Source organism: Marinomonas sp. AWM4_232 (assembly GCF_056158325.1).
Map to the genome: position 1 here is coordinate 4,118,204 of NZ_JBSWTA010000001.1, position 26,053 is coordinate 4,144,256.

Consider the following 26,053-nt stretch of genomic DNA (forward strand, 5'->3'; position numbering starts at 1 on the left):
ACATTTAAAACAGTTCAATGAGCAATAAAAAAGGGGAAAGTAAACTTCCCCCTTTTTTATATCATGCAAATTGGGCTTAACGATTGTCTTCGTCTTCATCAAACTCAACAAGTTCGTAAGCGTCTTCGCCCATGTCTTCGTTAGCAAGTAGCAATGCATCTTCATACGCACTACCAAACTCAATACGAGTAATGTCATATAGGTCATATTCGTATGTTTCATCGAACCAGCGGGCATCTGAACCGATTTCTTCCAGTTCAAAAGTGGTGGCATCTGCTCGAAGCACACGACCGATTTCACAACCATCAGAATCCACTTCTTCGCGATGGATGGTCACCAAACCGAACTCTTCACTGATGTCCATTAGCAGTACCGCAAGATCATCCAAGTCCACTTCAGGGTCTTCAATCTCTTCACCGCGGATCTCAAGCACGCGCTTTTGGAAATCATTAAACGGCGCGGGATGCATAAAATCGCTAATATCTTCTAGAAACAGGATCTGATAGCCATTTAGATGAACACCATCATCAATGAGCTGCATCAGCACCATTTCTTCATTCGCCGCGATGATAAAGCCATCTGTCCAATTATCTGGTCCGTCAATTTCCTCACGGAAGATACGTACTACATTCTTACGTGTTCGGGCTTTTTCCAATTCGATGAGCATACTGGCTCCTAAAGGACATCATTAAAAACAGGGTTAGTGTAAACCTTGGCTAACCTAGGAACAACTTATTGCTGAAATTCGTGCCAATTTTCAATCAAATCAATAAGATCATCTAAGCCACATTCCGATTCAATGCCATCATTGGAGGCTTGAAAAAAGTTACTTTGAGTGTCGAACATGGCTTTAATCTCGTCTTCTGCTTGGCTCATGTCTACGCGACGTTTTACCACGACGCCTTCAGGGCTGATCACAACTTGAAAAATACCGTGCTGAAACTCTGTGGTTTCGTCTTCTTTTTCCGCCAACGACACAGCTTGCCAAACACGCTGAACCGTTTCTTTGTTGGTTAGGTGCTCGCTAACCCATTCCGCAATGGCTGAAAACTCAATGTCCGCAAATACGCGGTATGAGCCTTCTTCTTGATCAAATGCTATTTCATAATCCATAGAGCAGAACCTCACTCTTTACTATCACTATCAAGGGTATCACTATTTTCTTGGCGATATGCCACATTCTGTTGCTGCTGGCGTTGGGGTACTGCAGCGGCAAGTCGCGCTTGACGTGCGGCTTCCTTAGCGGCTTTAACTTGTTCTACTTTGACCCATTCATCTGCCACCATTTCAGGGGTTTCCATAACATATGGACCAATGGCGCCGCTGCGCACATCTGACAAGAAAACTTCAGCAGCTTTGTGCATATCGACTTTTCCGCCAGCGCGTAACGCCCCGCGCTTGGAACCAATAATCTTTAGTGTTTCAGCTGCATCTGTTGGAGTTTCTTTTAACTTATAGCGGGTAACAAGCGCATCATTGTAATCTGCTAAGAAAAAGTTCAAGCCTACTAAGGCGACATCTTCATAATCAATGGCGGTATCTCGCACCGCACCAGTCACTGCCAAACGATAACTGGCATCAGGGTTCTCGATTTTGGGCCATAGAATCCCAGGCGTATCCAACAGTTGAAAACCATCATGTACGCGCAGCTTTTGCTGTGCTTTGGTGACTGCTGGCTCATTACCAACTTTCGCTACTCGCTTACCCAACAAAGCATTCATCAAACTCGATTTGCCAACATTTGGGATACCAGCAATCATCGCTCGGATAGGCTTCTCTGCAGTACCTCGATGCGGGACAAGAGCTTGTACCCAATTTGACAGTTTTGCTAAATCCGCCTTATCAGTCGTACTAAAGGGGTAAGCAGTGATATCGTCAGCTTCACGCCAATGCTCTAACCAGCGATTGACACGCTCGCGGTCCGCTAGATCTTTTTTATTGAGCAGGCGTAATACAGGCACATCCCCACGCAAAGTGGTCAGCATAGGGTTTTGACTTGAGTCCGGAATACGGGCATCCAACACCTCAATGACCAAATCGACTTGGGTCATGACCTTCTCGATTTCACGTCGAGCTTTGTTCATGTGCCCAGGGAACCATTGAACGCTCACGATTACACCTCTCAGTTTGATTCAAAAAAATTGGCGCGCAGTCTACCACAAAGTTTAGTTCACCTACGTAAAAACTCTGCGTTGTTGCACAAATAGGCTGTGATTTAGCGGATCTTAGATCAAAAACGACGGATAAATGCAGGAACCACCTTAACCTGACATGTGTCAACGCAGTAAAAAGCCCTCCTGCCTATACTGCCAAGCATCCAGAAACCTTAGGTGTTTAATCACTTATGCTCTCTCTGGGTGTTCTCTCGATCGGGCTATCGCCCCTTTGGCCGCAGTGACGCCATCACTGCGGCCTTTCTTTTATATGATCCACTCATTCAGAGAAATCCATGGCTTGAACATAATCCAAAACGTCTGGGTAAAGAATTTCAAAGGGCTTTCGGCTCTGCTCTAACAACAATGGTAGCTCTTGAATAAAAGGCTCTAAATAATGACCCAAAGTCCACCTGCGCTGAATAGAGCGTAACGCTCTTTCAACCCCCTGCTGTGTCCCTAAATCAGATAGCCAATTTCTTTGTTCGAGTGAGCTAATCATGGCCTGTAATCTTTGAGGGCAATTCTCTTTATCTTCCCTCAAAGCTAAAACCGCTGTGTCGGCAAATCGCTCAAAAGACACTTGTTCAAAGTGCCCCCAAGAACGAACCAACCAATAATCCATGACCACATCCTGAACAATGCCAGCAAATCGTCTGCGCCCTTCTCTTGGTAAACTTTTAAACGCTAGTGACTGCGGATGCGTATCCACAAACGTGTCAACAGCTTGATGCAAGCGCCACCCGGTAACCAAACCCTGTTGCTCATTATTCGGTAACCAAGGGAAATCGCCGAGCAAATTGCCCGCATAAGAAGTGCCGGTCACTTTAGCGATGTGTAAATGCGCAATGTAGTTCACAATGTTTAACCATAAATTTCAGTCTGTCTTACCTGCTATAAATAGTGACGCTTCGCAAAATTTGCTAGACTGCGAAAAATTTTTATCATTTAGGTACGCATTTGAACGCTCCGACCAATATTTCGCCTGCGGGCATCCTGCCTGCAAAGCTGACCAAACTGCTTGCAGACATGGGCATCCAAGATTTCACTCCGATCCAACAGCAAGCTTTACCAGACGTCATTGATGGCAAAGATGTCATGGCACAAGCACAAACCGGTAGTGGTAAAACACTGGCGTTTGCCATTGGCTTAATTCTGCGACTTAATCCTCGCTACTTTGGTTGCCAAAGTTTAGTGCTTTGCCCTACTCGTGAGCTAGCTGATCAAGTCGCTAAAGAGATTCGTAAAGTTGCGCGCTACCTAGAGAACATCAAAGTGCTAACACTTTGCGGTGGTATGCCATTCGGCCCGCAAATTGCGTCCCTTGAGCACGGTGCTCACGTGGTTGTGGGTACCCCTGGTCGTATCATGGAGCATTTGCGTAAAGGCAATTTAGATATTTCAGGCATTAGCACACTCGTTTTGGATGAAGCGGATCGTATGCTGGACATGGGCTTTATCGATAGTATTCGCGATATCGTTGAGCTAACACCTAAAAGTCGACAGACCTTATTGTTCTCAGCCACTTACAGCGACAACATTGCCAGCATTAGTGATGAATTCCTCCGCCAACCACGCTTTATTAAGATTGAAGCAGAGGAAAGTTCAAAGCCCAATATTGATCAATATTTTGTGAGAGCTAACAACAGCGACAAACCAAACCGGTTGCTAGATACACTAGCGCATTTTGAACCTTCTCAGGTCATCGTTTTCTGTAATACCAAGGCGGAATGTGATGACGTTGCAGCGTGGTTAACTGACCACGATATCAGCGCCCTTGCGATACATGGTGATTTTGAGCAGAAACAACGTGACCAAGTGTTGGTGCGTTTCTCAAACCGAAGCTGTTCAGTACTGGTGGCGACGGACGTGGCAGCTCGTGGTATCGATGTGAAAGAAATTGACCTTGTTATAAACTACGACACTACACGAGACATCGATGTGCACACGCACCGAATTGGCCGAACTGGCCGCGCTGGTGCACAAGGCATTGCTGTTAGCTTCATTACTGAGCGTGAAGACTACAAGTTGGCAGACATTGCCGAGCGCTTTGACATTGAGCCAGAATTCCTGCAAATGGGCATCTGCCCTGGCAATTTTTCACTACAACCAGATGTCGCTACCATTGCCTTTGATGCTGGTAAGAAGAATAAGCTGCGAGCTGGGGATATTCTTGGTGCGCTAACCGCAGGACTTGGTCTTGAAAAAAGTGCGGTAGGTAAAATTGATATTTTCGACTTCCAAGCCTATGTTGCAATTGAAAAACAACAAGCACGCCAAGTCGTCAAAGCTCTTGCTACTAAGAAGATTAAGGGCCGCACCATCAAATCTCGAGTACTGCGCTAATTATGAGTAGGCGCCGCTGGATAAATAGCTCCAAGGCTCAAAACCTTGGATTTATTGTTGGTGCATTGACCGTGATGCTGGCCACGTTAATGCCTGCCTCATCACTCGGTTCGCCACCAGGCTCCGATAAGTTACATCATATTTTAGGCTTTTCATTTTGGGCAGTACTATGCGCATGGGGGCCATCTAAACGCTTCTATGTCTTCGCCTGTCTTATTGTTTTGTGTGGTGGGGCTATTGAGCTGATTCAACCTTATGTCAATAGAATTGCAGACTGGAAGGACTTCATTGCAAATACAATCGGCGTATCCATTGCCTGCTTATTTCACCTAATCCTCTCTTTCATTAAAAAGCGTGGTACAGATACTGCATAGGGTTTAACACGATGATTCGTGTTAAACCCACCTAACAATAATTAGGGAGTATCAGGATGACCAGCTCAACTACAGCGCATACCCAACTATTGCACTCGTTGTTCGAAGCCGCATTGGATGTGGCCCAACCTAATCGATGTGTTCCAAGACATATGCCCAGCCCCGTTGCAGGTAGAACCATCGTCATTGGCGCAGGAAAAGCATCTGCCGCCATGGCTCAATCGTTTGAACAAAACTGGAAAGGTGAACTCAGCGGTCTCGTGGTCACACGATACGGTTACGCAGTACCTTGTGAACAAATTAACATCGTCGAAGCTGCTCACCCAATCCCTGATGAAAATGGCCTAAATGCCGCACAAGCCATGCTTGATTTAGTCAGCAATCTGACCGATCAAGACCAAGTAGTCGTGTTAATTTCAGGCGGCGGTTCCGCATTACTGCCTCTTCCCTATGAAGATATGACATTAAAGGAAAAGCAAGACGTTAATAATGCATTGCTAAGATGTGGCGCGAACATTGTTGAAATCAATACGGTGCGCAGACACCTCTCTAAAATCAAAGGGGGACGTCTAGCCGCTGCGTGTTACCCGGCAAAAGTCACCACGCTTTTGATTTCAGATGTGCCGGGCGATGATCTGTCTGCCATAGCATCCGGTCCAACCATCGCTGATAGCACGACTTGTTTGGACGCTTTGGCTATTTTAGATAAATACCAGATAGCCATAAACGATCGTATTCGTGAGCAATTGCTAAAAGGCACTTATGAAAGCGTTAAGCCGAATGATGAACGCCTTGCTTTGGCAACAACCAAGCTGATTGCCACACCACAAATGGCATTAGAAGCCGCGGCAAAACGGGCTCAAGAGCTTGGTATTAATAGCCTGATTTTAGGGGATAGTATTGAAGGCGAGGCCAAAGAAGTCGCAAAAGTGATGGCCGGTATCACCCGTCAAGTGAGAACCTTTGGCCAACCCATTAAGCCACCTTGCTTACTCTTATCCGGTGGTGAAACCACTGTTACCCTATCGGGCAACGGAGTCGGTGGTCGAAATGTCGAATTCCTACTTGCCTTGGCCATACAGCTCCAAGGCCAAAGCGGCATCTCTGCTATTGCTTGTGATACCGACGGTGTGGACGGAGCCGCTGACATTGCAGGTGCTATCATCACTGAGCACTCCTTAAATGACGCTGATAAGAAAGGTTTAGATGCTAGCGCTTTTCTTATGAATAATGACGCACACACATTTTTTGAAAAAATTGGTCAATCCGTCGTGACAGGACCAACGATGACCAATGTTAATGACTTCCGAGCAATATTTATTGATACACTGCCAACCTAGTCGCCTCCAATTGAGCGGGCAAAGAGATGCTCGCTCATTGACTAAAACTAAACAATCGGTCAAAGTCTTTGCCCGACGAATTTTTTCCCTTTATTTCAACTAGTGAGACAACATGGCAACGATTAAAGCATGGCGCTCCGCCATCCTGCATTGCACCGCAAACCCAACTGAAGTCGGCACAGAGCAAGCCTTCGAATATTTCGAAGATGGATTGCTCGTAGTTAAAGACGGTATCATTCAAGCGTTAGGAAATGCGGAAGAACAGATTGCCCTATTGGACTCGACGATCGAAGTTGAACACCATCCTGATGCGCTGATTGTCCCAGGCTTTGTCGACACCCACATTCACTATCCACAAAGCGACATGATCGCCTCTTATGGCGAACAGTTGTTAGATTGGCTTAATAACTACACTTTCCCTGAAGAAAGTAAATTTGCCGATAAACAACATGCAAGCGACGTTGCTGAACGTTTTCTAGCCGAACTGCTACGTAACGGTACGACCACAGCTTTGGTCTTTGGTACGGTTCATAAGCAATCGGTTGACGCATTCTTTGAAGCTGCACTCCCTCTTAACCTGCGTATGATCTGCGGTAAAGTCATGATGGATCGCCATGCCCCTGACTATTTAACCGACACACCGGAAACCGCTTATAAAGACTCTAAAGAGCTGATCGAACGTTGGCATAATCACGGTCGCTTACATTATGCTGTGACACCTCGTTTTGCGCCCACATCTACATCAGAGCAACTTGCTGCCGCCGGCAAGCTGTTATCTGAATACGATGATCTTTATATGCACACACACCTTTCTGAAAATCGACAAGAGTGTAGCTGGGTTCAAGAGTTGTTCCCTGACTCTAAAAACTACTTAGATGTATACGATCAACACCAGTTGCTAAGTGAACGCTCGGTTTTCGCCCATGGTATTCATCTATGTGATCAAGAATACAACCGCCTTAGCGAAACAGGCTCTGCAATCGCCTTCTGCCCAACTTCAAACCTATTCCTTGGCAGTGGGCTGTTCAACTTAGAAAAAGCCGAATTGCATAAAGTGAACGTGGGAATGGGAACCGATGTCGGAGGCGGCACCAGCTTTTCAATGTTCAGCACACTGAACGAAGCTTACAAAGTGATCCAAATGCAGGGCCAAAACTTAGATTCAATTAAATCTTTTTACCTAGCAACGTTAGGTGGCGCAAAGGCCCTAAGACTGGATGACAAGGTGGGTAACTTAGCCGTAGGCAGTGAAGCTGATTTCGTCATCCTAGATAAACAAGCGACGCCCTTACTTAGTAAACGCTTAGAGCGTGCCAAAGACATCAAAGATACCTTGTTTGCCTTGATGATTCTGGCCGATGATCGAGCTATCCAAGCCACCTATGCGATGGGCCAATGTGTCCATCAAAGAGACGCTTGAGCTTGAAAAGGGCCTGATAAATCGGATATCAGGCCCTGATCTGACCTACTGTTATTGAACAGCGTCCATCAGGAATTGGCCAATTTTTGAATGATGCTGTATAGAAGACACAGGCAGAATCTGTGCAGCTGGCCCCCAGGCAAATACATTCACTGGCGTACTGGTATGAGTCCCCGTTCCCCACACTGTATTTTGTGCTGTCGCCTGTACTCGACCCAATAAATTGCCTCGGTCGTTGTATGGGAAGAAAGCATCAAAGTCATGAATAGCAGGAATGGCCTCAGCACTTAAGTAGCTATGGTCATGCGTATGATAAGGATTAGGCTTATCTTGTAGCACTTCCTCAGCTTGTGCCAACGTGATATCAAACTCAGAATTCTGATTGACGACTTTTTGTAGGTTGGCGGCGGTATGTTCTGATTCAGGTAACGCTTCGAACTCCGCTAGGATGTCGTAATAGCTTTTCTTCTGATTGTACAAACCATCAAGGATATCAAAGCTCCCGAAATTGAACTTTGGCGCATAATCCGCGGCTTGGAACGCAACGCCATCTTTTTTCTGTGGTGCCGGAAGATCGTTAGAAGAGTAACTAAATCCAAATGAGCCCGTTTCATGATCCGCTGTGACTACGACAATGGTATCGTCTCGATCTTTTGCCCAGTCATATACCACTTGGATTGCTTCATCAAACTTCAACAGCTCATGCAACATAGTGCCTGCATCATTTGAATGAGCGGCCCAGTCGATCTGGCCACCTTCAATCATCAAGAAGAATCCATCTTCATCTTTTTCTAGCACGGACAGTGCCTTTAAAGTCATTTCCTTCAACGATGGCTGAGTGCGCGATTCGTCAGACTTTGAATGGCTGTAGCGGATACCATCCATCATGCCTGAGTAAGCAAATAGACCAAGTAGTTTGCCTGAATCAGACGCTTCAAGTTGATCTTTATTAAAGGCTAAGCCATAGCCCTTTTCTTGCGCTTCAAGCAATAAATTACGCTCGTCCTTACGCTTTGATTTTAAGTAAACATCGCCGCCCGTAAGCTCTGTAAGCTGCTGATATACTTCACCCTTTTCATTAGTAGATTCCGGGATCCAATAGCGTAAGCCCCCTGATAACATGACATCTGGACCTGTGTTCAGCATGTCGACGGCTATTTCATTTTCATAAGAGCGATGCGGCTGATGGGCTGCGAAAGCAGCAGGAGTAGCGTGTGTTAAACGCGTATCAGACACTAAGCCAGTTGCTTTACCCAAACGTTTGGCTTTCTCCAACACCGTTTCCACGACATTACCGTCTGCGTCAATACCAATAACCTCAGAACCTGTCGCTACACCCGTCGCTAGCTGTGTTGCTGAGCAGGCAGAATCTACCACTATTGCGTCGGTTGGGTAAGTCAGTGAAGAGCCTACAACACCTTCCTGCGCGAAACGATGCAAGGCTGTCGGTTTTCCATGATAAATCGAATTTGGTGCTTTTTGAGCATAGGTTTCCAGCATACCTACTTGCTGAGGCCCCATACCATCCCCAATCATAAGTATGACGTTTTTCACTTCTGCGGCGACGGCACTATATGACGCAACACATAGACCACCAACAACTAATGCTTTCTTTATCGTATTCATACTGTCCCTTTTTTATTTATTAAACGTTCAATTAAAAACGAATTGCTACACTATCATTACAACTCAAAGTTTTGAAGTGTTTATTTTTCGGGCAAAAAAGTATCAAAACACGACTATTCGCTCTGCCAGCTTCTCAGTAAAATACTGAGTCACTATATAAATTCCTAAGGAAGGGCACGATTGATGAAAAATAACGTTACCAAAGTAGCTCCACCTTGCCGTAGCAAAATCCAATACATTTTAGAAAGTGCTGACTTCTATGACGCATGGGAAGTTAGAGCCGCTGACCCTATGCTGACTCCCTTAGAGCAGTTTTTGAGAGTTGCTTCTAAGACCCCAAAATGGGTAGATAGCCTGATGGTGCTGAGAAATAAAGTAGTCTCGCCGCTTGGGCTTAAAGATCTAGGAAAGCTTTCCGGTATATCGGCTAACAAATCAAGCAGGGACTATGTCGCGGGAGATCGCGTTGGTATTTTTACATTAATAGAACAGTCCGAAAATGAAGTGCTCTTAGGAGATGAAGACGAACACTTAAAAGTGGTTTTATCTCTTTATCAAACACCGCTTGGAGATAATCAAACTCAAGTTACCATGACCACAGTCGTGCATGTGAAAAATATGCTAGGGCATCTTTACATGCTACCAGTGAAGCCAGCACATCACGTTATAGCGAAATCCATGACCAAACTGATAGGTGAAAATTAGGAACTGGAATAAAGCTTGCTAGGACTTAGTTGCCAGAAAAACTAAGAGTTACATCACATTATCAGCGTTTCAAGCATGCTCAATTCTCAGCACGCCTAACTTTACACCAAAGCGGTGCACAGATTTGTTCTCGGCACCGCTTTGGGATGTTTTTAAGGATACAAACGCACTATTCCGGTCTTTGCTTCCATATCTGCAACCATCCAGATTTTTTCGAATGGATGGTCGTCGGGGACTGTAATGTGGCCAAATAGTTTCTTGATCTCGTCTTTGCCCCACTGAGGATGGGTATTACGAATCACCAACCATACTTTCTCTGTGTGATAGCGCTTACCAGCTTTGTTCAAAAGAATTCTATTTAATGCTTTTAACAAGCGCTCATCGGCTTCTAAGTCTAAAGAGTGCAGTTCAGCTTGCGTTTGCTCGGATAACTCCCGCCCTAGGATGGCCATCGCTTCGGCCTCAGAGCCATACAGATGAGCTATCTCAAGATCCAACCTTTCACCTTCTAAAGTACAAGAAACATCTGGCCGCATGGGTTGATTGTGCCAAATATGACGAATGGGCTTGCGGGTGTTTGCTTCATAACAGCGCATAAACAACTTCGCCGCTTCGTGCTCTAAGCGTATTTTTTCATGTTCGCTACGTTGGCCTTCAGTGACATCTGCCATAACTACTCCTACCGAAGTTTAGCCTTTCAGGGTTTAGCATAGACCAGTTGAACCGTTTAGTCCCCGTTTCTAGTTCCTTGCTTTCCTATTTAGTCCTCATTTTTAGCAACACAGAATTCATAATAAAGCCTTATAATTCAGAGTTCGTTTTGCATTCACTTTTAAGGACTATTGATCATGCCTTCAATTTCTCAACGCTCAGAAATGGGAGCAAAAGAGTTCACTGTGTTGGTTGCACTGTTGATGTCGATTGTCGCTATTTCAATTGACGCCCTGCTTCCCGCACTTGGCCTCATTGGTCAAGACTTAAAAGCGACAGACTCTAATCAGCCGCAACTGTTAATCAGTTTAATATTTTTAGGCATGGCGATTGGCCAACTCATTGCTGGCCCCTTGTCTGATGCACTAGGCCGAAAACCCATACTCTTTGCTGGCTTTGCTCTGTATCTGGCTGGCACGGTCTTTTGTTTTTTTGCACCAACTTTATCAGAGCTAATGATTGGTCGATTTATACAGGGCTTGGGCGTTTCAGGCCCTTATATCGCGGCCATATCTTTGGTACGCGATAAATTCAGCGGTGCAAAAATGGCTCGCACCATGTCATTTGTAATGATGATATTTGTCTTAGTACCGGCAATCGCCCCCACACTAGGTCAAGCCATCATGTTTGTTGCGGATTGGCACAGCATTTTTATTATGTACTTTTTATATGCCGCTATTCTGCTCGTATGGATTGCGACACGCCTGAAGGAAACACTGGCCAAACCTGATCGTATTCCGTTCACCTATTCAGGATTTAAAAATGGCTTCAAAGAAGTCCTAAGTAACCGCCAAACACTTTGCTATATGCTGTGTATGGGGCTGTTCTTTGGTAGCTTTATTGGTTACTTAAACTCTTCACAGCAAATTTTCCAAGTGCTATTCAATACTGGCGCCCTATTCAGTTTGTACTTTGGTGCCTTAGCACTCGTGCTTGGCTTTTCCTCGTTATTAAATGCTCGTATTGTTGAAGCATTTGGGATGCGTCCTATTGCACTGTGCTCCATCACTACAGTGGTCATTGCCTCACTTGTTTTCTGGGCACTACATTCATTCGTTAACGTTACATTATGGATGTTCTTAACCTACGCAACTGTGTTGTTCTTTTGCTTTGGCTTACTGTTTGGCAACGTTAACGCCTTAGCCATGGAGCCTATGGGACATGTTGCAGGCATTGCTTCTGCGGTCATTGGCTCAGTTTCTTCTATCTTATCGATGGGCATAGGCACTTTGATCGGTCAGTTGTACGACAATACGCTTATTCCCGTTGTCATGGGCTTTAGCCTACTTGGGCTACTAGCACTGGGGCTGATGTATATTGCCGACAGCAAAACACCTGATGACTTAGATCCTGCGATAGCATAGGCACAACATGCGTAAAACAGATAAGAAAAGAGACAACTTGATTCGAGAGTCGCTGACTAAGCTCTGCGATGAACTATTGGCTCTGAACATAGGCTTTGCGTGGCTGACGCACACCGTGGATTACAATGCCTTTCCACAAAGCCTAAAAGTCATCATTATCTTTGAGACAGACGAGGCTCAAGAGCGATTCGCCAACAGTTCCGCTCTAGACAAACTCTTATCGAATATTGCCAATCGCTTTAAACAGCTAGACATCCGCCTTGCCACGCCACATAAACACGTCTTGCTCGATAACGAGCAAGCATGTTTTAGAAGTCATCAAGGCAAATGGGCTCACCGATTACAGCAACACTGAGTACGTTCCTGCTTGCTCATGACAAGGCGCTGACTTAAGAAGCGCCTTTTTCTACAAACTTTCGCCTGTATACATATTCTTTACATTCTCGGCTATAACTCCCCATTCATCGCACGTTTCTTGCGCTTATTTCATGCCTAACTTGTCTAATCTGATTGTGTCATTTAGAAAATTAACGATTAAGGAGAACGTATTATGTTGGGTTGGACTTTTCTATTTTTGATTGTGGCGTTATTGGCGGGTGCTCTTGGTTTCACTGGGATTGCAGGGGCAAGTATGGGAATTGCAAAAGTACTGTTCTTTGTCTTCTTAGTATTGATGGTTATTTCTGCAGTCCTCCATGTGGTTCGAGGCAAAAAACCTCTTTAACCGCTATTCCATTTATAGGCCCATGGGCATTTACTATGGGCTTTAATCGCCTTATTTTTGTCACCTTTTCCAATCAGATAAGACGTTCTATGGTTTTCTTCGCCCTATCAATGTACCAGAGGATGAAACATGAAAGCTTACAAGTACGTACCATTAATCATTTTGCCATTCGCCTCAAGCACCTATGCTGATGAACTGAACTCCAGCATCGGTGTTACAGGTATTTGGGCCGAATCTTATATCGTAGGCGAAGATAACGTCAGCGACCCTTTTCCTTACGTCAATCTGTCCTATGGCATGTTTAGAGCATCCCCACAAGGTATAGGCGTAGAACACGCCATTAATGACAAAGATAAAGTCAGCCTACTTGTGAAGCTAAGACGATCCCCACTGGATATTGATGAGAATAGCCAACTTACTGGCCTAAATGAGCGCAAAGATGCCACGGAATTAGCTCTAGGCTGGTCAACCAAGCTTCAATCTATTGATATAACCTCCTCTTTGGCAGCGGACATCAGTAACAAGCACAATGGCTACGAAGCGAAAGTCAAAGCATCCAAACCATACAAAACACAAGTTGGTTTGCTTATTCCTTCCCTTAGCTTGGCCTATCAATCAAAAGACTTAGTCAATTACTACCATGGCATCAATGCTGATGAGTCTGTTTTGTCTGGATACGAAGTTTGCGAAGATGAAGGTGGTGTAATTGGTCAAATGGGCATCACACACATTTTCCCTATTTCTGATCACTGGAAAACCATTACAAACATTCAACATACCATCTTAGGCGATAACATTAGCGACAGCCCAATTGTTGAGCAATCTAGCTTCTGGGCCGGCATGTTTTCGGTAGTGTATACATTTTAAACGGATTAAATAGTGTGATATGACCTAGGTTTGATTTAGACTGAAAAGACCATCATCGCGGAGGTGCTTATGAAAAAACTGAAGAATGAAGCGCAGTTAGTAAAAAAAGCCATTCAAGTAGGTGAATCTTATGCCAAGAATCGTGGCTATGCGGCTTTTTCGGCACAGACCTCAGCCAATCAAAAAGTGGAGTCTTTATACCGCTTACTGGTACTCGATAAACTGGTGGTCGCACTACCTCCGGATAAAGAAGACTTACCTGGAATGAAACACAAACTGGCTATTTGGATTGATAAAATGCTCCCCGCAGATCATCTATTGAAAGAAGCTGGTTTGCACTGAACCAATAAAAAATGGGCCTTAAGCGGCCCATTATTTTATGCGTTTTAATTATCGCTAGATTGTGTTCTTTTTCGAGGTGTACGGTTTAACGAAGCTTTTTTTCTCCAGAACGTTGAGAGTGTCCAGCAGGTTTACTTGATGATTTAGCCTCACCTCCACGAGATCTTTGTGGGTTAGGCTTACGCTGAGTAGGCTTATTTGAACGCGGCTTCGCACTGCCATCTTTTGCTGACGCTGCAGGCTGTTGAGTTTGATCCGTCTTTGGCTTCTTTGGCTTTTTCGGTTTCTTAGGCTTAATAGGACGAGTATCCAATTTTGAGGCCTGCAAAGGAGCGCTTGGTGGGAATTCAGCGCTTACTTGGCGTTCAATCAATTCACCAATCACGCGTTCAATAGCAAACAACTCTTTGATATCTTCTTCTGTTACAAAAGATACCGCATGACCTGTTTCACCCGCGCGGCCAGTACGACCAATGCGGTGCACGTAGTCTTCCGGCACTTTTGGTAAATCAAAGTTCACTACGTACGGCAGCTGGCTAATATCAATGCCACGGGCTGCAATATCCGTTGCCACCAACACTTGTACCGCGCCTGATTTAAAGTCGTCCAAAGCTTTGGTACGAGCGTTTTGGCTCTTGTCTCCATGGATCGCCGCAGCAGTGATGTCTTTGGCATTCAACATACGTGCGATGCGATTCGCACCGTGTTTTGTTTTCGAGAATACCAGAACCTGACGCCAGCCTTCTTGCTTCACAAGGTGGATCAAAAGCTTAGTCTTATTTGGCTTGTCCACTTCGAAAACGGTATGACTGATCGTTGCGGCTTTTGTATTAGCAGGCGACACAGAAACTTCTTCTGGGTCATTAACAAAACGCTCTGCGAGTTCTTTGATCGGATCCGAGAAGGTTGCCGAGAACAACAAGGTTTGACGCTTTTTCGGAATCAACGCCACGATCTTTTTCAAATCATGAATAAAGCCCATATCCAACATACGGTCAGCTTCATCCAACACTAAGATTTCCAAACGATCCAGTTTCAAGGCATTTTGCTGGTACAAGTCCAACAAACGACCTGGGGTCGCCACTAATACATCCGCGCCGCCACGAAGCTTCTGCATTTGCGGGTTGATCTTGACACCGCCATACACCACCGCGCTTTTTAACGGTAAATGCTTGCTGTATAGCGCCACGTTATCAGCCACTTGCTGCGCCAACTCACGGGTTGGAGTCAGCACAAGAGCACGTACTTGGTTGTTACGCGCCCCTTGACCCGCTAATAAATTTTGCAGCATCGGCAAGGTAAAACCGGCTGTTTTACCCGTCCCTGTTTGCGCCGCCGCCATCAAATCCTGACCCGACAACACCACAGGAATCGCCTGCTGCTGGATTGGGCTAGGAGAAGTGTAGCCCTTCTCTTCCAAGGCTTTCAAAATGCGCGCGTCTAATCCTAGGGACTCAAAATTCATTAGGGTTCTCAATTGGGTGATACAAAGGCGCGAAGCTTAACCTTTGTAGGGGGAATTTGCGAAGGGTTTTGTAAATGTTATATTTTGTTATCTTAATTTAAGCTTGATAATAAATTAATCAGGTCCATAGGTACTTGCCTATCTAACCAAAGCGACATGCAAATATGGATTTCCTGACATTACGGAACCAATAGTGCCTTCTAAAACTCAACACAAACGTTTATCGAGCCGATACTTACTTTTGTCTCTAGTAGTGGCATTGGTTCCATTATTTATATTTGCCGGTCTTTATGATCGATACTTTGACCAGCTAGTTTCAAAAATTACAGATGGACGAATCAATACTCAAGTTGCCGCGGTTCAAAATGAGTTTCGCGTTCATTTAAGAGAGCGCTTGTATCAACTTGATGTACTTGCGGATGAGCTTGATTCTCCCGAAATTTTTCAAAAAGATGGTAAACAAAATCTTCCTGAGGAACTGGAAGCGCTTTTGCGGTTACAGACTGACCTTAATAATGTTTACGGTATTGCCTTTTTTGATGCTGAAAAGCAGTTTCTTTGGAGTTTCCCTAAGTACGCCTATTCACCGGACAGATATCACGCAGTTCAGCCATACAAAACACAGTTTGAACAGGCGGATATTTTAGGGCCGGAAGAGTTTACCTTTGATCGGCCAAGTTCGGTCCTACTTGTTAAACCAATTATCGGTCTATCCGGTAATAACAAAGCGCCCTATTTAGGGCTTATTCTGCGTTTCAACTCGTTAGCTGCAATCCCAAAATCGCTGGGCACGGACGGGATTTTTACTCCTTATTTAGGCGTGCCAGGTAACCGCATCTTTGACATCGTAGGTCAGCCAGTTCAGAGCATAGACCAATACGATCAAACGTTTGACTTGTTCCCAGGCTGGTCTATCAAGCTTAGACAAAACGAAGTGCTTGCTGCACCGCCTAGCGCAACCCTTAGATATTGGTTGATTGGCTTAGTGATATTAACGGCAGCTTGCCTTCTAGTTGTTCATTGGTTTGTTTCCAAACGCTTAAATCGTCAATTAGATACGCTGATTGTGGGTATTGAACGAGTTGCTTCGGGAGATCTCAAATCTCCAGTACCAACTCAGCCGGGTACAGAGCTTGATCGACTAACGATTGCGATTGAGAAAATGCGTTCTCAACTCAATCAAGTGATCCAATCAAATGTTGAAATGGAAAGGCGAGCCTCTCTCGGGAATCTAGCAGCAGGGCTGGCTCATGATATCCGCAATCCGCTTAACATCGTTGGGATCACCACCAAAGCATTATTAAAAAGAGAGCTTAACGATGAAAAAAAAGAAATGCTCTCTATGGTCACGGATGAACTTGGACGGGTAAATCGAGTGATTGACAACTTATTAAACTTTGCTCGACCAACGCCTCCTAAACAGGAGGTTGTGATATTGGTTGAGGAGCTTCAGCTGGTGGCGAACCTTTTAAACGCAACAGTATACAAACATAAGGCTAACTTGCGCATAGAGTGTGACGCGACATTAGAACTGTTAGCAGACCCTACTCACTTGCATCAGGTATTAATAAACCTTGTCTTAAATGCTATCCAGTCTTTTAATGGTCAAGGCGGTAACGTGACCATTAATGCTAAACGTGAGCCTGAAGAGTTGGTCATCGCCGTTTTTGATAATGGTCCGGGTATAGACTCGTCACATCTTGAGCGGATTTTCGAACCCTTTTACACCACGAAATCCACCGGCACAGGCCTTGGTTTAGCCATTTGTCAGGCTCTTATTCAAGCCAACCATGGACGGATAGAGATTCGTTCTGACAGTGAAGGCACCACTGTATGTTTAAAATTCCCAATACAAGCAAAGTTAGACGATACTTATGAGTAACCTAAGCGTTTTGGTCATTGATGATGAACAGAATTTAGTACGAAGTATTAAATTCTCTTTGAGTAATCAGGATATTGAATTCTCAGCTGCTTTTACAGGGCAAGAAGGGATCACCGCGTTTGAGCAAATAAGCCCCGATTTAATTCTGCTCGATTTGGGATTACCAGATATGTCTGGGCTTGAGGTATTAAGCCACTTGAGACAACTTTCTCCAACAACGCCCGTTATCATGATCTCTGCTCATGGTGATACTAGAACAGCAGTTAAAGCTGTCAAAGAAGGCGCTGTGGACTACATTACTAAACCATTTGATGTTGATGAGCTTGAACTGCTGATGCTCAGAACCGCTGAGCAGCAAAAAACCACCAAAGAACTCGCCTTTCTTAGAAATAAAGATGATCTAAACAATCAAATCATTGGCCAGTCGACGAAAACTAACCTGCTTAAGAAAATGATCACTCAGGTTGCCAACAGTGCCGCCAGAACTATTTTAATTCAAGGCCCATCTGGGACAGGAAAAAGTATGGTGGCAAAGAGTATCCATAATCAGCGTTTCAACAATGCTCCTTTTATCGAAGTCAATTGTGCTGCATTGCCTGAGCACTTAATTGAAGCCGAGCTTTTTGGCGCTGAAAAAGGCGCTTATACCGGGGCAACATCTACGCGAGATGGCCTCATTGCGCTGGCGGATGGTGGTACGTTATTTTTAGATGAAATTGGCGAAATGCCACTTAATATTCAAGCAAAACTACTGACGTTTTTAGAACAAAGAACCTTTCGTCCTGTTGGAGCAGGAAAAGAGCGCAAGTCGAATGCGGTCATCATTGCGGCAACGAATCAGAACCTTGCTAAACAAGTATCAGAAGGTCGTTTTAGACAAGACCTATTTTATCGGCTGAATGTAGTACCTGTTGAAATTCCAGCGTTGCAAGAACGCGCCACGGACATTCCAATCCTTGTTGAACATTTCTCTAGCCTCATGGCTCAAAATGAAAGCTGCCAACCAGTGATCATGACGCCGGAAGTCATGATGTCATTACAACAGTATGCTTGGCCCGGAAATATTAGGGAACTAAAGAACCTAATCGAGCGATTAACGATCTTGTACCCAGGTGAACACATAACTTGTTCGTTATTACCTAACGAAATCCTACCGAAAACTCCAACATTGCATTCACCGCAAACAAGTTACGATGAGCAGGTTGAGTCAAAAGAAAAGGAAGTCATTTTACAGGCACTCAGTGCGGCTCAAGGAAAAAAAGGCTTAGCGGCTGAGAAGCTCGGCATTTCAAGACATGCCTTAAAAAGGCGGATGCAACGCTTAAATTTAGACCTTTAACTGAATGAACTATGCAAAATAAAAATAAATTTAAACTTCGTATTAACAATACGCTTTGTCTATTAATGGCTTGTTTGCTTTCGCAAAGCGCCCTTGCAGAAACAAGGTTAGGTTCTGTCAATGAACACGCGACCAAAGTGGGCTGTTTATTTCCTATGACAGGTCGCGGCGGCCTTTACGGGCACGATAGCTTGATCGGTATTCAAATCGCTTTGGAAAAGATCGCCTCTTCCCCTCGTTATCCAGAACTTCAGGTATTAATTGAAGATTCACGTTCGAAAGCGTCTCGAGCGACTCGCATTGCGCGAACATTTGCCCAAGAAGAAGGTGCTCGTTTCTTATGTGGCGTCGTTAACTCTTCTGTTGCGATACAGGTCGCGCAAGTAGCGAGCCAAGAGGAAGTGTTTTTTATTGGTACTGATCACGCTTCATCACGCTTAACAGAGCCGTTAACCAATCCTTATTACTTTCGGCTCAGTAATAACACCAAACAAAGCATGCTAGCGGGTGCTAAATACATTAAGGAGCATTTACTCCCTAAGACGAATAACCGCCCTATTCGTATTTCCTACATAGCACCAGATTACGAGTACGGTTACTCCGTCTGGCAGGACCTCACCAGCGCTTTGGACGAATTAAATGTACCGTATCAAATCGTAACGACATTGTGGCCTCGATTGTACGAAGCAAATTATTCACCTTTTATACGAGCGTTAATGGAGCAACCGACAGATCTTATTGTTAACTCTATGTGGGGAGGTGACCTCGTTGCCTTTATTCAACAGGCAAAAAGTACTCCCCTGTTTGATCATTCTGCGTTCGCAAACTTTGATACGGGGGGGAATTACGAAGTCCTTGCCGCATTGGGCGACGACATGCCAGATGGTTTGATCATGTCCTCCCGACATCACACCAATTGGCCAAGAACAGAACTAAACCACTGGTTTGTTGAACGATTTAAAGAGATAAGCGGTCGCTATCCTTCTTATGCCGCGGAAGGCGCCTACTCGGGGCTAATGGCCATTGCTGAATCCCTTGCGATTGCCGGAACCACTGCCAGTAACGATACAATAAGAAAGACTCTGGAGCAGCTTGTACTCCATCTGCCGGAGGACCCCATTGGTTACTCATCTTTTATGGATGAGCGAACACACCAAATTCAGCAAGTCATTGCGATAGGCACAACTCAAGCTAATTCAAATCAGCTCCCAGCCAAAAAACTGCTTGGCGATTGGGTTGTCTATTATCCTAGTCGCTTCAGCCCATTTAAAAATAAAGAATAAAACCAGCGAGCGGAATCCGCTCACAATTTCATGTTAATCATGAGCGGATTCCGCTCATGATTAACATGAAACACCATATAAAAATAATTTTTTCCCTTTAATATCAATGCAGTAACAAAACTTACAAAACTGGCACCACCTTTGCTATCTCACCTTTAGTACTGCGATCAGTGCGCTCATTTAAGATAAATCAACATTCATAGTACTGCTCAATCGTGAATGTTGACTGAAGCGCACTAGCAGTCGTTTGGCAAAATTAAGACTTGTTTATCACTTGCTTTGCCTACGAATCATAAAAATAAAGGTGTTATAACTATGTATCTACATGATGCGTCTCTATTAAAAGAACGCTGCCTAGTAAACGGCCAATGGGTTTCCGCAGCGGATAATAAAACCATCCCTGTCACCAACCCTGCTAATGGCGAAATCATTGCTCATATCCCTCACCTAAGCGCAGACGAAGTGTCTTCGGTTATCGAAGCGTCACAAGAGGCTCAAAAAAAATGGGCGGCTATGGCAGCAAAAGAACGCTCAAAAATCCTGCGTCGCTGGTTTGATCTCATCATCGAAAATACCGATGACTTGGCAATGATCATGACCTCTGAACAAGGCAAACCGTTAACGGAAGCCAAAGGTGAAATTGGCTATGCCGCTTCTTTCGTTGAATGGTTTGCAGAAGAAGCGAAGCGCGTTTACGGCGACACAATCCCTGCCCCAGTGACAAATCAACGCTTGACGGTTATCCGACAGCCTATTGGTGTGACAGCCGCGATTACTCCTTGGAATTTCCCGGCAGCGATGATTACTCGTAAAGCGGCCCCAGCGCTGGCAGCAGGCTGCTCTATGATTGTTCGCCCAGCCGACTTAACGCCTCTGACTGCTTTAGCACTTGCTGAATTGGCACTAAGAGCAGGCATTCCAGATGGCGTTTTCCAAGTGATTACCGGCTCAGCCAGCAAACTTGGCAAAGTCTTAACAGATAGCAATGTGGTGACCAAACTTTCGTTCACTGGTTCAACAGAAGTAGGTCGTTTATTGATGGCTCAATGTGCGGACACCATAAAGAAGGTTTCCCTAGAGTTGGGTGGTAACGCGCCGTTTATTGTGTTTGACGATGCGGACCTTGATAAAGCTGTCGAAGGCGCTATGGCGTCTAAGTACCGTAATGCTGGGCAAACCTGCGTGTGCGCAAACCGCATCTTAGTTCAACGCGGTGTTTACGACGCCTTCATTGCCAAACTTCAAGAAAAAGTAGCGGCACTTAAAATTGGTCATGGCATTGAAGATGGCGTCCAAATCGGACCAATGATTGAAGAGAAAGCCATCACCAAAGTAGAAGAGCACATTCAGGACGCGGTTTCTAAAGGTGCGAAGTTGATCCATGGTGGCGAACGTCTAGGTGGATTATTCCTTGAACCTTCGATCTTGGTGGATGTCACCAGCGATATGAAAGTGGCACAAGAAGAAACCTTCGGCCCGATGGCTCCAATCTTTCCATTTGATACAGAAGAACAAGCTGTTGCCATGGCAAACGACACCATATTTGGTTTAGCCGCTTACTTCTTTACCAAAGATCATGCGCGTAGTGTGCGCGTTTCTGAAGCCTTAGAGTACGGCATGGTAGGTCACAACACTGGGCTTATTTCCAACGAAGTTGCACCGTTTGGTGGTGTTAAACAGTCAGGCCTAGGACGTGAAGGCTCTAAGTACGGTATCGAGGAGTACTTGGAACTGAAATACATCTGCAGCGCTCTTTAACACGAGGAAGTCATTATGTCTCAAGGTATCAAACCCTTTTCTTTTAATACTCCAGGCTCCATGCATGTTGAATGGGGTGGAGCCAAACGTCTTGGTGAACTAGCGTCCGAATGGTTCCAAGAACGCAACGTACTGCTCGTGACGGATAAATTCCTGAGTGAAAGCGGTCTGTTGAACGAAACCAAAGCCTCTTTAGAAGCTCAAGGTTTCAGTATTTCCGTTTTCGATGACGTAGTAGCGGATCCACCAGAACACGTCTTAATGGCCTGTGTAGATTTTGCAAAAGCCAATCAGACTGATTTGGTGATTGGCTTAGGCGGCGGCTCACCAATGGATATTGCTAAACTAGTGGCCGTTATGCTGACATCAGAGCAGCCATTGTCTGAGCTATATGGGATTGGCAAAGTACAGGGCAAGCGCGCACCGTTACTTCAAATCCCAACCACAGCAGGGACCGGTTCTGAAGTTACCAACATCACCATTTTAACAACTGGTGAAACGACCAAGATGGGTGTGGTTTCTAAGCAGCTATACGCAGATTATGTCTTACTAGATGCTGAGTTAACCATTGGTTTACCTTCCCTACCGACCGCTGCAACGGGCATTGATGCCATGGTTCACGCGATTGAAGCGTACACATCGGTACACCTAAAGAACCCTCTTTCTGATGCGCTGGCAAAAGAAGCATTACGTTTGCTTAGCAAAAACTTGCTGACCGCTTGCCAAGAAGGCACTAACCGCGCAGCACGTGAAGCCATGCTCTTGGGTGCCAACTTAGCAGGCCAAGCTTTTTCAAATAGCCCGGTCGCAGCCGTGCACGCTTTAGCTTACCCATTAGGCGGTCACTACCATTTACCGCATGGTTTAACCAATGCTTTGATGCTAGGACCTGTGCTTCGCTACAACATGAAAGAAGCAGCGTCACTTTACGCTGAGCTTGCCGACGTTGTATTGGACTCCCCTGAAGGAAACGAAAACAGCCGAGCAGAGCAATTCGTAGCCTTTATGCAAAACCTGATGAATGAGTCTGGCGCGCCACAACGACTACGTGATGTTGGGGTCACTGAAGAGAGCCTTCCAACACTCGCCAAAGATGCCATGCTGCAAACCCGTTTGCTTGGCAATAACCCTGTTCCAGTGACTGAAAGCGATGCCCTAAAACTGTATCAAGAAGCTTTTTAATTCAATGAAACAATGTTTGTTTCTGCAATAAAAACCTGTAGCAACCCCTCTGCAACCTCTGGTTGCAGAGAATTTGAATTATTACAAAAATAATAGGAAATCATCATGAGTAAAGAACGTATTGATGGCCAAGAAACACCATTTTGGTCTATGGGCCCTTTTAAGGTCCGCCTCCCGTTTGTCCACTATCGCATAGAATGGCCTGATTACTTTCAAGGCCTGCTTATGTGTGCCGTCGACCTTGCTGCCATCCCATTAATGACCGAGTTGCTAGGCATGCCATTTGAAGTGGCCTTAGCGGTTGTTATGTTAAACGGCCTTTTCTACTTGTTACATCACTTGTTAGGTGACCCTGTTGTTCCTGGCTGGATTACGCCAGCGATTCCGCTATTGATGGCATACTGTACAACTTTCCCTGAAGGACCTGAACGGATTCATGCCTTAATATCCTTCCAGCTCTTGCTCGGAATATTCTCGATATTTATCGGGGCATCTGGACTGGCTCACAAGGTGGTTTCGTTAATACCCCAAGCCATCAAATCGGGGGTCATTATTGGAGCCGGCATTGCAGCAGTCATGGCTGTATTTAAAGTCGACGGCCGTTTTGATACTTACCCAATCACCATCACTCTTGCTGTGGGCATTGCGTTTTATGTGATTTTCTCGCGCCACTTTGCGCATTTAAAACAGAACAACGCTTTCTTTAACGTGATTGGTAAATTAGGTGTTTTCCCGATCGTTGCCTTAGCCATTGTTATTGCCCCTACCGTTGGCGAAACATCTTGGCCAGACATCCAATGGGGCTTTTCTTCGCCTGATTTCGTTACACTTTGGAACGAGTACACTGTGTTTGGCCTTGGGATGCCGCCCTTAATGATGTTTTTAACTGCAATTCCTACGGTGTTAGCAGCTTATATTGTTCTATTCGGAGATGTATTACAAAGTCGAGCTATTTTGGAAGAAGCTGACCAAATTCGCAAAGACGAAAAAATTGACTATGATCCGGATCGCGCACACATGATTTTTGGTGCACGTAACTCTGCCATGTCAATTTTAGGCCCTGATGTTGCTATGTGTGGTCCACTTTGGGCGGCGATGCACGTCGTGATCGTCGAGCGTTTCAGCCAAGGTAAGAAAGCCATGAAGTCCATCTTTGGTGGTGCTGGCTCTTTCCGTTGGGGTACTAATACGGGCTTGCTATTCATGCCAATCGTAACCCTAGTGCAACCAATCCTAGGGGTTGCGCTGGCACTAACGCTACTGATTCAAGGCTACGTTTCGGTTCGAATCGGTGTAATGGAAGCACGCTCACAACGTGATCTTGGTATTGCAGGTATCGTCGCGGCCGTTCTTGCCACACGTGGTGCCACATGGGCCTTTGCTGTCGGTGTAGTGCTTTGTATTTTGGTCTACGGACGTGATTTCTTCAAAGGTGAGAAAGACAAAACCTTTGTGAAAGATCAAGCTCAATAAACCTCCTGGCGCTATCGCGTTTTGGAAAAATGCTAAAGATAAAAAATGCCCCAAGTGTTTCATCACTTGGGGCATTTTATTATCACAATGCAATAGCGCATTAAGCAGACAGTAACCTTATTTTCTTACATTGAGCCCCTAGATAGACGCCCAAAGCAATCAATAGCCCCATTCCTAACACTCTAAGAGTGATGACACTTGTGCTGAAGTCTGCAGCAGCTTCTGGCCAAGCAATTAGCAGAGCAGACACGATAAAACCACCTCGTTGAACCATGGTTAAAGGGGCTCCTACCCCGTGACCTCTAAAGAATCCTTCATTGTGGGCGCAAGAAGCTATCCTGGTAATCCGTATGATGGGCACACCCTGAAAGATCAACTGCAACAAGTAGAAACCTTGATTGGGCGAAAACCTGAAACCTGTTTTGTCGACCGAGGATATAAAGGATCAGGTGTGGAAGACATTAAAGTCTTGATTGCAGGTCAAAAACGCGGAGTCCCCAAGAAAGAGAAGAACTGGATGGGGAGAAGAAATAGCGTGGAGCCCATCATCGGGCATCTCAAGCCAGATGGAAAACTCAGACCATGCTTCCTCAAAGGAATACTGGGCGATGCGATTAACATGACCCTAAGCGCCTGTGGCCAAAACCTTCGTAAGCTGCTGAATTGGCTTAATTTTGCCTTGATCCGGTGTGGCATTTATAGCGGGATGAAATTGATACAAGCCTTATTGTCACGAAGGCTAGAAAATGAAATAGCGCTTTAGTCTAAAAACGCCATTATTCAGGGACGACTAGAGAGCGAACCGACGACTTTCGGGTTATAACCGAACGTATAAAATCTGGATTTACTGCTAAGAAAGGTTTTGGATTTACTGCTAGAAAGACTTTGGAGAATAAGTCTTGATTTGGTTGCGGGAGCCGGATTTGAACCGACGACCTTCGGGTTATGAGCCCGACGAGCTACCAGGCTGCTCCATCCCGCGCCTGAAAAAGCCAAAGAATATGACTTTTTAATTGTAATCTTTGAACTGGTTGCGGGAGCCGGATTTGAACCGACGACCTTCGGGTTATGAGCCCGACGAGCTACCAGGCTGCTCCATCCCGCGCCTGAAAAAGCCAAAGAATATGACTTTTTAATTGTAATCTTTGAACTGGTTGCGGGAGCCGGATTTGAACCGACGACCTTCGGGTTATGAGCCCGACGAGCTACCAGGCTGCTCCATCCCGCGCCTGAAAAAGCCAAAGAATATGACTTTTGAATTGTAATCTTTGAACTGGTTGCGGGAGCCGGATTTGAACCGACGACCTTCGGGTTATGAGCCCGACGAGCTACCAGGCTGCTCCATCCCGCGCCATTCAGTCTAGTGACTGTCTAAGATTTCATTCAAGTGATTATGGTAGCTGTAAAACTAAATGGTTGCGGGAGCCGGATTTGAACCGACGACCTTCGGGTTATGAGCCCGACGAGCTACCAGGCTGCTCCATCCCGCGCCATTCAGTCTAGTGACTGTCTAAGATTTCATTCAAGTGATTATGGTAGCTGTAAAACTAAATGGTTGCGGGAGCCGGATTTGAACCGACGACCTTCGGGTTATGAGCCCGACGAGCTACCAGGCTGCTCCATCCCGCGCCTGATTTAGTTTTAACTAATCACTTTCGGTGCGTATTTTAGAAATGCACACACCTGTCAAGAATGTGTT

The 26,053-nt window shown here is 45.3% G+C and carries 24 protein-coding genes, 6 tRNA genes and 1 pseudogene; 17 read left to right on the forward strand and 14 right to left on the reverse strand.

What is annotated here, in order from left to right:
- Nucleotides 1-76: 76 nt before the first annotated feature.
- The 4 genes from ACXAC1_RS19535 to ACXAC1_RS19550 form a co-directional block, all read right to left on the reverse strand.
- Nucleotides 77-667 carry a hypothetical protein gene (locus ACXAC1_RS19535; RefSeq protein WP_133560093.1) on the reverse strand — a complete coding sequence of 197 codons (591 nt, stop codon included), beginning with the start codon at nt 665-667 and terminating at the stop codon, nt 77-79.
- Between the two features lie 65 nt (nt 668-732).
- Nucleotides 733-1,113, reverse strand: coding sequence for a YacL family protein (locus ACXAC1_RS19540; RefSeq protein ID WP_133560094.1), 381 nt, complete (start codon nt 1,111-1,113; stop codon nt 733-735).
- 11 nt (nt 1,114-1,124) lie between these two features.
- On the reverse strand, nt 1,125-2,111 hold the full coding sequence (gene ylqF, locus ACXAC1_RS19545) for a ribosome biogenesis GTPase YlqF (protein ID WP_475063720.1): 987 nt from the start codon (nt 2,109-2,111) through the stop codon (nt 1,125-1,127).
- 322 nt (nt 2,112-2,433) lie between these two features.
- Nucleotides 2,434-3,012: an ACP phosphodiesterase gene (locus tag ACXAC1_RS19550; protein ID WP_475063721.1), complete on the reverse strand. Its 579-nt coding sequence runs from the start codon at nt 3,010-3,012 to the stop codon at nt 2,434-2,436.
- 101 nt (nt 3,013-3,113) lie between these two features.
- Here ACXAC1_RS19550 and dbpA point away from each other — a divergent pair, with 101 nt between their 5' ends.
- The 4 genes from dbpA to guaD all read left to right on the forward strand — a co-directional run bounded on the left by dbpA (nt 3,114) and on the right by guaD (nt 7,633).
- The gene (gene dbpA / locus ACXAC1_RS19555; protein ID WP_475063723.1) at nt 3,114-4,499 is read left to right on the forward strand and encodes an ATP-dependent RNA helicase DbpA; all 1,386 of its coding nucleotides are present in this window, start codon (nt 3,114-3,116) and stop codon (nt 4,497-4,499) included.
- A 2-nt stretch (nt 4,500-4,501) separates the two neighbouring features.
- Complete coding sequence (locus ACXAC1_RS19560) at nt 4,502-4,873, forward strand: VanZ family protein (protein ID WP_475063724.1); 372 nt, start codon at nt 4,502-4,504, stop codon at nt 4,871-4,873.
- A gap of 56 nt (nt 4,874-4,929) precedes the next feature.
- The gene (locus ACXAC1_RS19565) at nt 4,930-6,213 is read left to right on the forward strand and encodes a glycerate kinase type-2 family protein (protein WP_475063726.1); all 1,284 of its coding nucleotides are present in this window, start codon (nt 4,930-4,932) and stop codon (nt 6,211-6,213) included.
- Nucleotides 6,214-6,325: 112 nt separating this feature from the next.
- Nucleotides 6,326-7,633 (forward strand): guanine deaminase, encoded by a 1,308-nt coding sequence (gene guaD, locus ACXAC1_RS19570; protein ID WP_475063727.1) that lies wholly within the window; start codon nt 6,326-6,328, stop codon nt 7,631-7,633.
- Between the two features lie 51 nt (nt 7,634-7,684).
- Here guaD and ACXAC1_RS19575 read toward each other — a convergent pair whose 3' ends face one another.
- Nucleotides 7,685-9,259, reverse strand: coding sequence for an alkaline phosphatase (locus tag ACXAC1_RS19575; RefSeq protein ID WP_475063728.1), 1,575 nt, complete (start codon nt 9,257-9,259; stop codon nt 7,685-7,687).
- Between the two features lie 183 nt (nt 9,260-9,442).
- Here ACXAC1_RS19575 and ACXAC1_RS19580 point away from each other — a divergent pair, with 183 nt between their 5' ends.
- Nucleotides 9,443-9,964 carry a DUF2867 domain-containing protein gene (locus ACXAC1_RS19580; RefSeq protein ID WP_475063729.1) on the forward strand — a complete coding sequence of 174 codons (522 nt, stop codon included), beginning with the start codon at nt 9,443-9,445 and terminating at the stop codon, nt 9,962-9,964.
- Nucleotides 9,965-10,116: 152 nt separating this feature from the next.
- Here ACXAC1_RS19580 and ACXAC1_RS19585 read toward each other — a convergent pair whose 3' ends face one another.
- Nucleotides 10,117-10,635: a hypothetical protein gene (locus ACXAC1_RS19585; protein ID WP_475063730.1), complete on the reverse strand. Its 519-nt coding sequence runs from the start codon at nt 10,633-10,635 to the stop codon at nt 10,117-10,119.
- Between the two features lie 177 nt (nt 10,636-10,812).
- Here ACXAC1_RS19585 and ACXAC1_RS19590 point away from each other — a divergent pair, with 177 nt between their 5' ends.
- The 5 genes from ACXAC1_RS19590 to ACXAC1_RS19610 all read left to right on the forward strand — a co-directional run bounded on the left by ACXAC1_RS19590 (nt 10,813) and on the right by ACXAC1_RS19610 (nt 13,972).
- Nucleotides 10,813-12,039 carry a multidrug effflux MFS transporter gene (locus tag ACXAC1_RS19590; RefSeq protein ID WP_475063732.1) on the forward strand — a complete coding sequence of 409 codons (1,227 nt, stop codon included), beginning with the start codon at nt 10,813-10,815 and terminating at the stop codon, nt 12,037-12,039.
- A 7-nt stretch (nt 12,040-12,046) separates the two neighbouring features.
- Nucleotides 12,047-12,394 (forward strand): Fis family transcriptional regulator, encoded by a 348-nt coding sequence (locus ACXAC1_RS19595; RefSeq protein ID WP_475063734.1) that lies wholly within the window; start codon nt 12,047-12,049, stop codon nt 12,392-12,394.
- Between the two features lie 195 nt (nt 12,395-12,589).
- The gene (locus tag ACXAC1_RS19600; RefSeq protein WP_475063736.1) at nt 12,590-12,763 is read left to right on the forward strand and encodes a DUF1328 domain-containing protein; all 174 of its coding nucleotides are present in this window, start codon (nt 12,590-12,592) and stop codon (nt 12,761-12,763) included.
- A 129-nt stretch (nt 12,764-12,892) separates the two neighbouring features.
- Nucleotides 12,893-13,630 (forward strand): MipA/OmpV family protein, encoded by a 738-nt coding sequence (locus tag ACXAC1_RS19605; protein WP_475063738.1) that lies wholly within the window; start codon nt 12,893-12,895, stop codon nt 13,628-13,630.
- 69 nt (nt 13,631-13,699) lie between these two features.
- Nucleotides 13,700-13,972 carry a DUF5062 family protein gene (locus ACXAC1_RS19610; RefSeq protein WP_475063739.1) on the forward strand — a complete coding sequence of 91 codons (273 nt, stop codon included), beginning with the start codon at nt 13,700-13,702 and terminating at the stop codon, nt 13,970-13,972.
- Nucleotides 13,973-14,057: 85 nt separating this feature from the next.
- Here ACXAC1_RS19610 and ACXAC1_RS19615 read toward each other — a convergent pair whose 3' ends face one another.
- The gene (locus ACXAC1_RS19615; protein WP_475063740.1) at nt 14,058-15,437 is read right to left on the reverse strand and encodes a DEAD/DEAH box helicase; all 1,380 of its coding nucleotides are present in this window, start codon (nt 15,435-15,437) and stop codon (nt 14,058-14,060) included.
- 193 nt (nt 15,438-15,630) lie between these two features.
- Between ACXAC1_RS19615 and ACXAC1_RS19620 the strand changes: the two genes are divergently transcribed.
- The 6 genes from ACXAC1_RS19620 to ACXAC1_RS19645 all read left to right on the forward strand — a co-directional run bounded on the left by ACXAC1_RS19620 (nt 15,631) and on the right by ACXAC1_RS19645 (nt 24,354).
- Complete coding sequence (locus ACXAC1_RS19620; protein ID WP_475063742.1) at nt 15,631-17,319, forward strand: ATP-binding protein; 1,689 nt, start codon at nt 15,631-15,633, stop codon at nt 17,317-17,319.
- Complete coding sequence (locus tag ACXAC1_RS19625; protein ID WP_475063744.1) at nt 17,312-18,658, forward strand: sigma-54-dependent transcriptional regulator; 1,347 nt, start codon at nt 17,312-17,314, stop codon at nt 18,656-18,658. The genes ACXAC1_RS19620 and ACXAC1_RS19625 overlap by 8 nt, the downstream gene beginning before the upstream one ends.
- Nucleotides 18,659-18,669: 11 nt before the next feature.
- A complete protein-coding gene (locus ACXAC1_RS19630) occupies nt 18,670-19,941 on the forward strand; it encodes an ABC transporter substrate-binding protein (RefSeq protein WP_475063746.1) in 1,272 nt (423 codons plus the stop codon).
- A 315-nt stretch (nt 19,942-20,256) separates the two neighbouring features.
- The gene (locus ACXAC1_RS19635; RefSeq protein ID WP_475063748.1) at nt 20,257-21,699 is read left to right on the forward strand and encodes an NAD-dependent succinate-semialdehyde dehydrogenase; all 1,443 of its coding nucleotides are present in this window, start codon (nt 20,257-20,259) and stop codon (nt 21,697-21,699) included.
- 27 nt (nt 21,700-21,726) lie between these two features.
- Complete coding sequence (locus tag ACXAC1_RS19640; RefSeq protein ID WP_475063868.1) at nt 21,727-22,881, forward strand: iron-containing alcohol dehydrogenase; 1,155 nt, start codon at nt 21,727-21,729, stop codon at nt 22,879-22,881.
- A 105-nt stretch (nt 22,882-22,986) separates the two neighbouring features.
- Nucleotides 22,987-24,354, forward strand: coding sequence for a hypothetical protein (locus tag ACXAC1_RS19645; RefSeq protein ID WP_133560124.1), 1,368 nt, complete (start codon nt 22,987-22,989; stop codon nt 24,352-24,354).
- Between the two features lie 100 nt (nt 24,355-24,454).
- Here the strand turns inward: ACXAC1_RS19645 and ACXAC1_RS19650 are convergent, their stop codons facing one another.
- Nucleotides 24,455-24,628, reverse strand: coding sequence for a hypothetical protein (locus ACXAC1_RS19650; protein WP_475063750.1), 174 nt, complete (start codon nt 24,626-24,628; stop codon nt 24,455-24,457).
- A gap of 21 nt (nt 24,629-24,649) precedes the next feature.
- On the opposite strand from ACXAC1_RS19650, the pseudogene ACXAC1_RS19655 reads away from it, so the two are divergent.
- Nucleotides 24,650-25,033: pseudogene (locus ACXAC1_RS19655) on the forward strand (IS5/IS1182 family transposase); the annotation flags it as partial.
- A gap of 226 nt (nt 25,034-25,259) precedes the next feature.
- Here the strand turns inward: ACXAC1_RS19655 and ACXAC1_RS19660 are convergent.
- From ACXAC1_RS19660 to ACXAC1_RS19685, 6 genes are all read right to left on the reverse strand, one after another.
- Nucleotides 25,260-25,336: transfer RNA gene (locus ACXAC1_RS19660), tRNA-Met, on the reverse strand.
- Nucleotides 25,337-25,382: 46 nt separating this feature from the next.
- Nucleotides 25,383-25,459, reverse strand: a tRNA-Met gene (locus tag ACXAC1_RS19665).
- Nucleotides 25,460-25,505: 46 nt separating this feature from the next.
- Nucleotides 25,506-25,582 (reverse strand) — tRNA-Met (locus ACXAC1_RS19670).
- A 46-nt stretch (nt 25,583-25,628) separates the two neighbouring features.
- Nucleotides 25,629-25,705, reverse strand: a tRNA-Met gene (locus ACXAC1_RS19675).
- Nucleotides 25,706-25,767: 62 nt separating this feature from the next.
- A tRNA-Met gene (locus tag ACXAC1_RS19680) sits at nt 25,768-25,844 on the reverse strand.
- Nucleotides 25,845-25,906: 62 nt separating this feature from the next.
- Nucleotides 25,907-25,983, reverse strand: a tRNA-Met gene (locus tag ACXAC1_RS19685).
- Between the last annotated feature and the right edge of the window lie 70 nt (nt 25,984-26,053).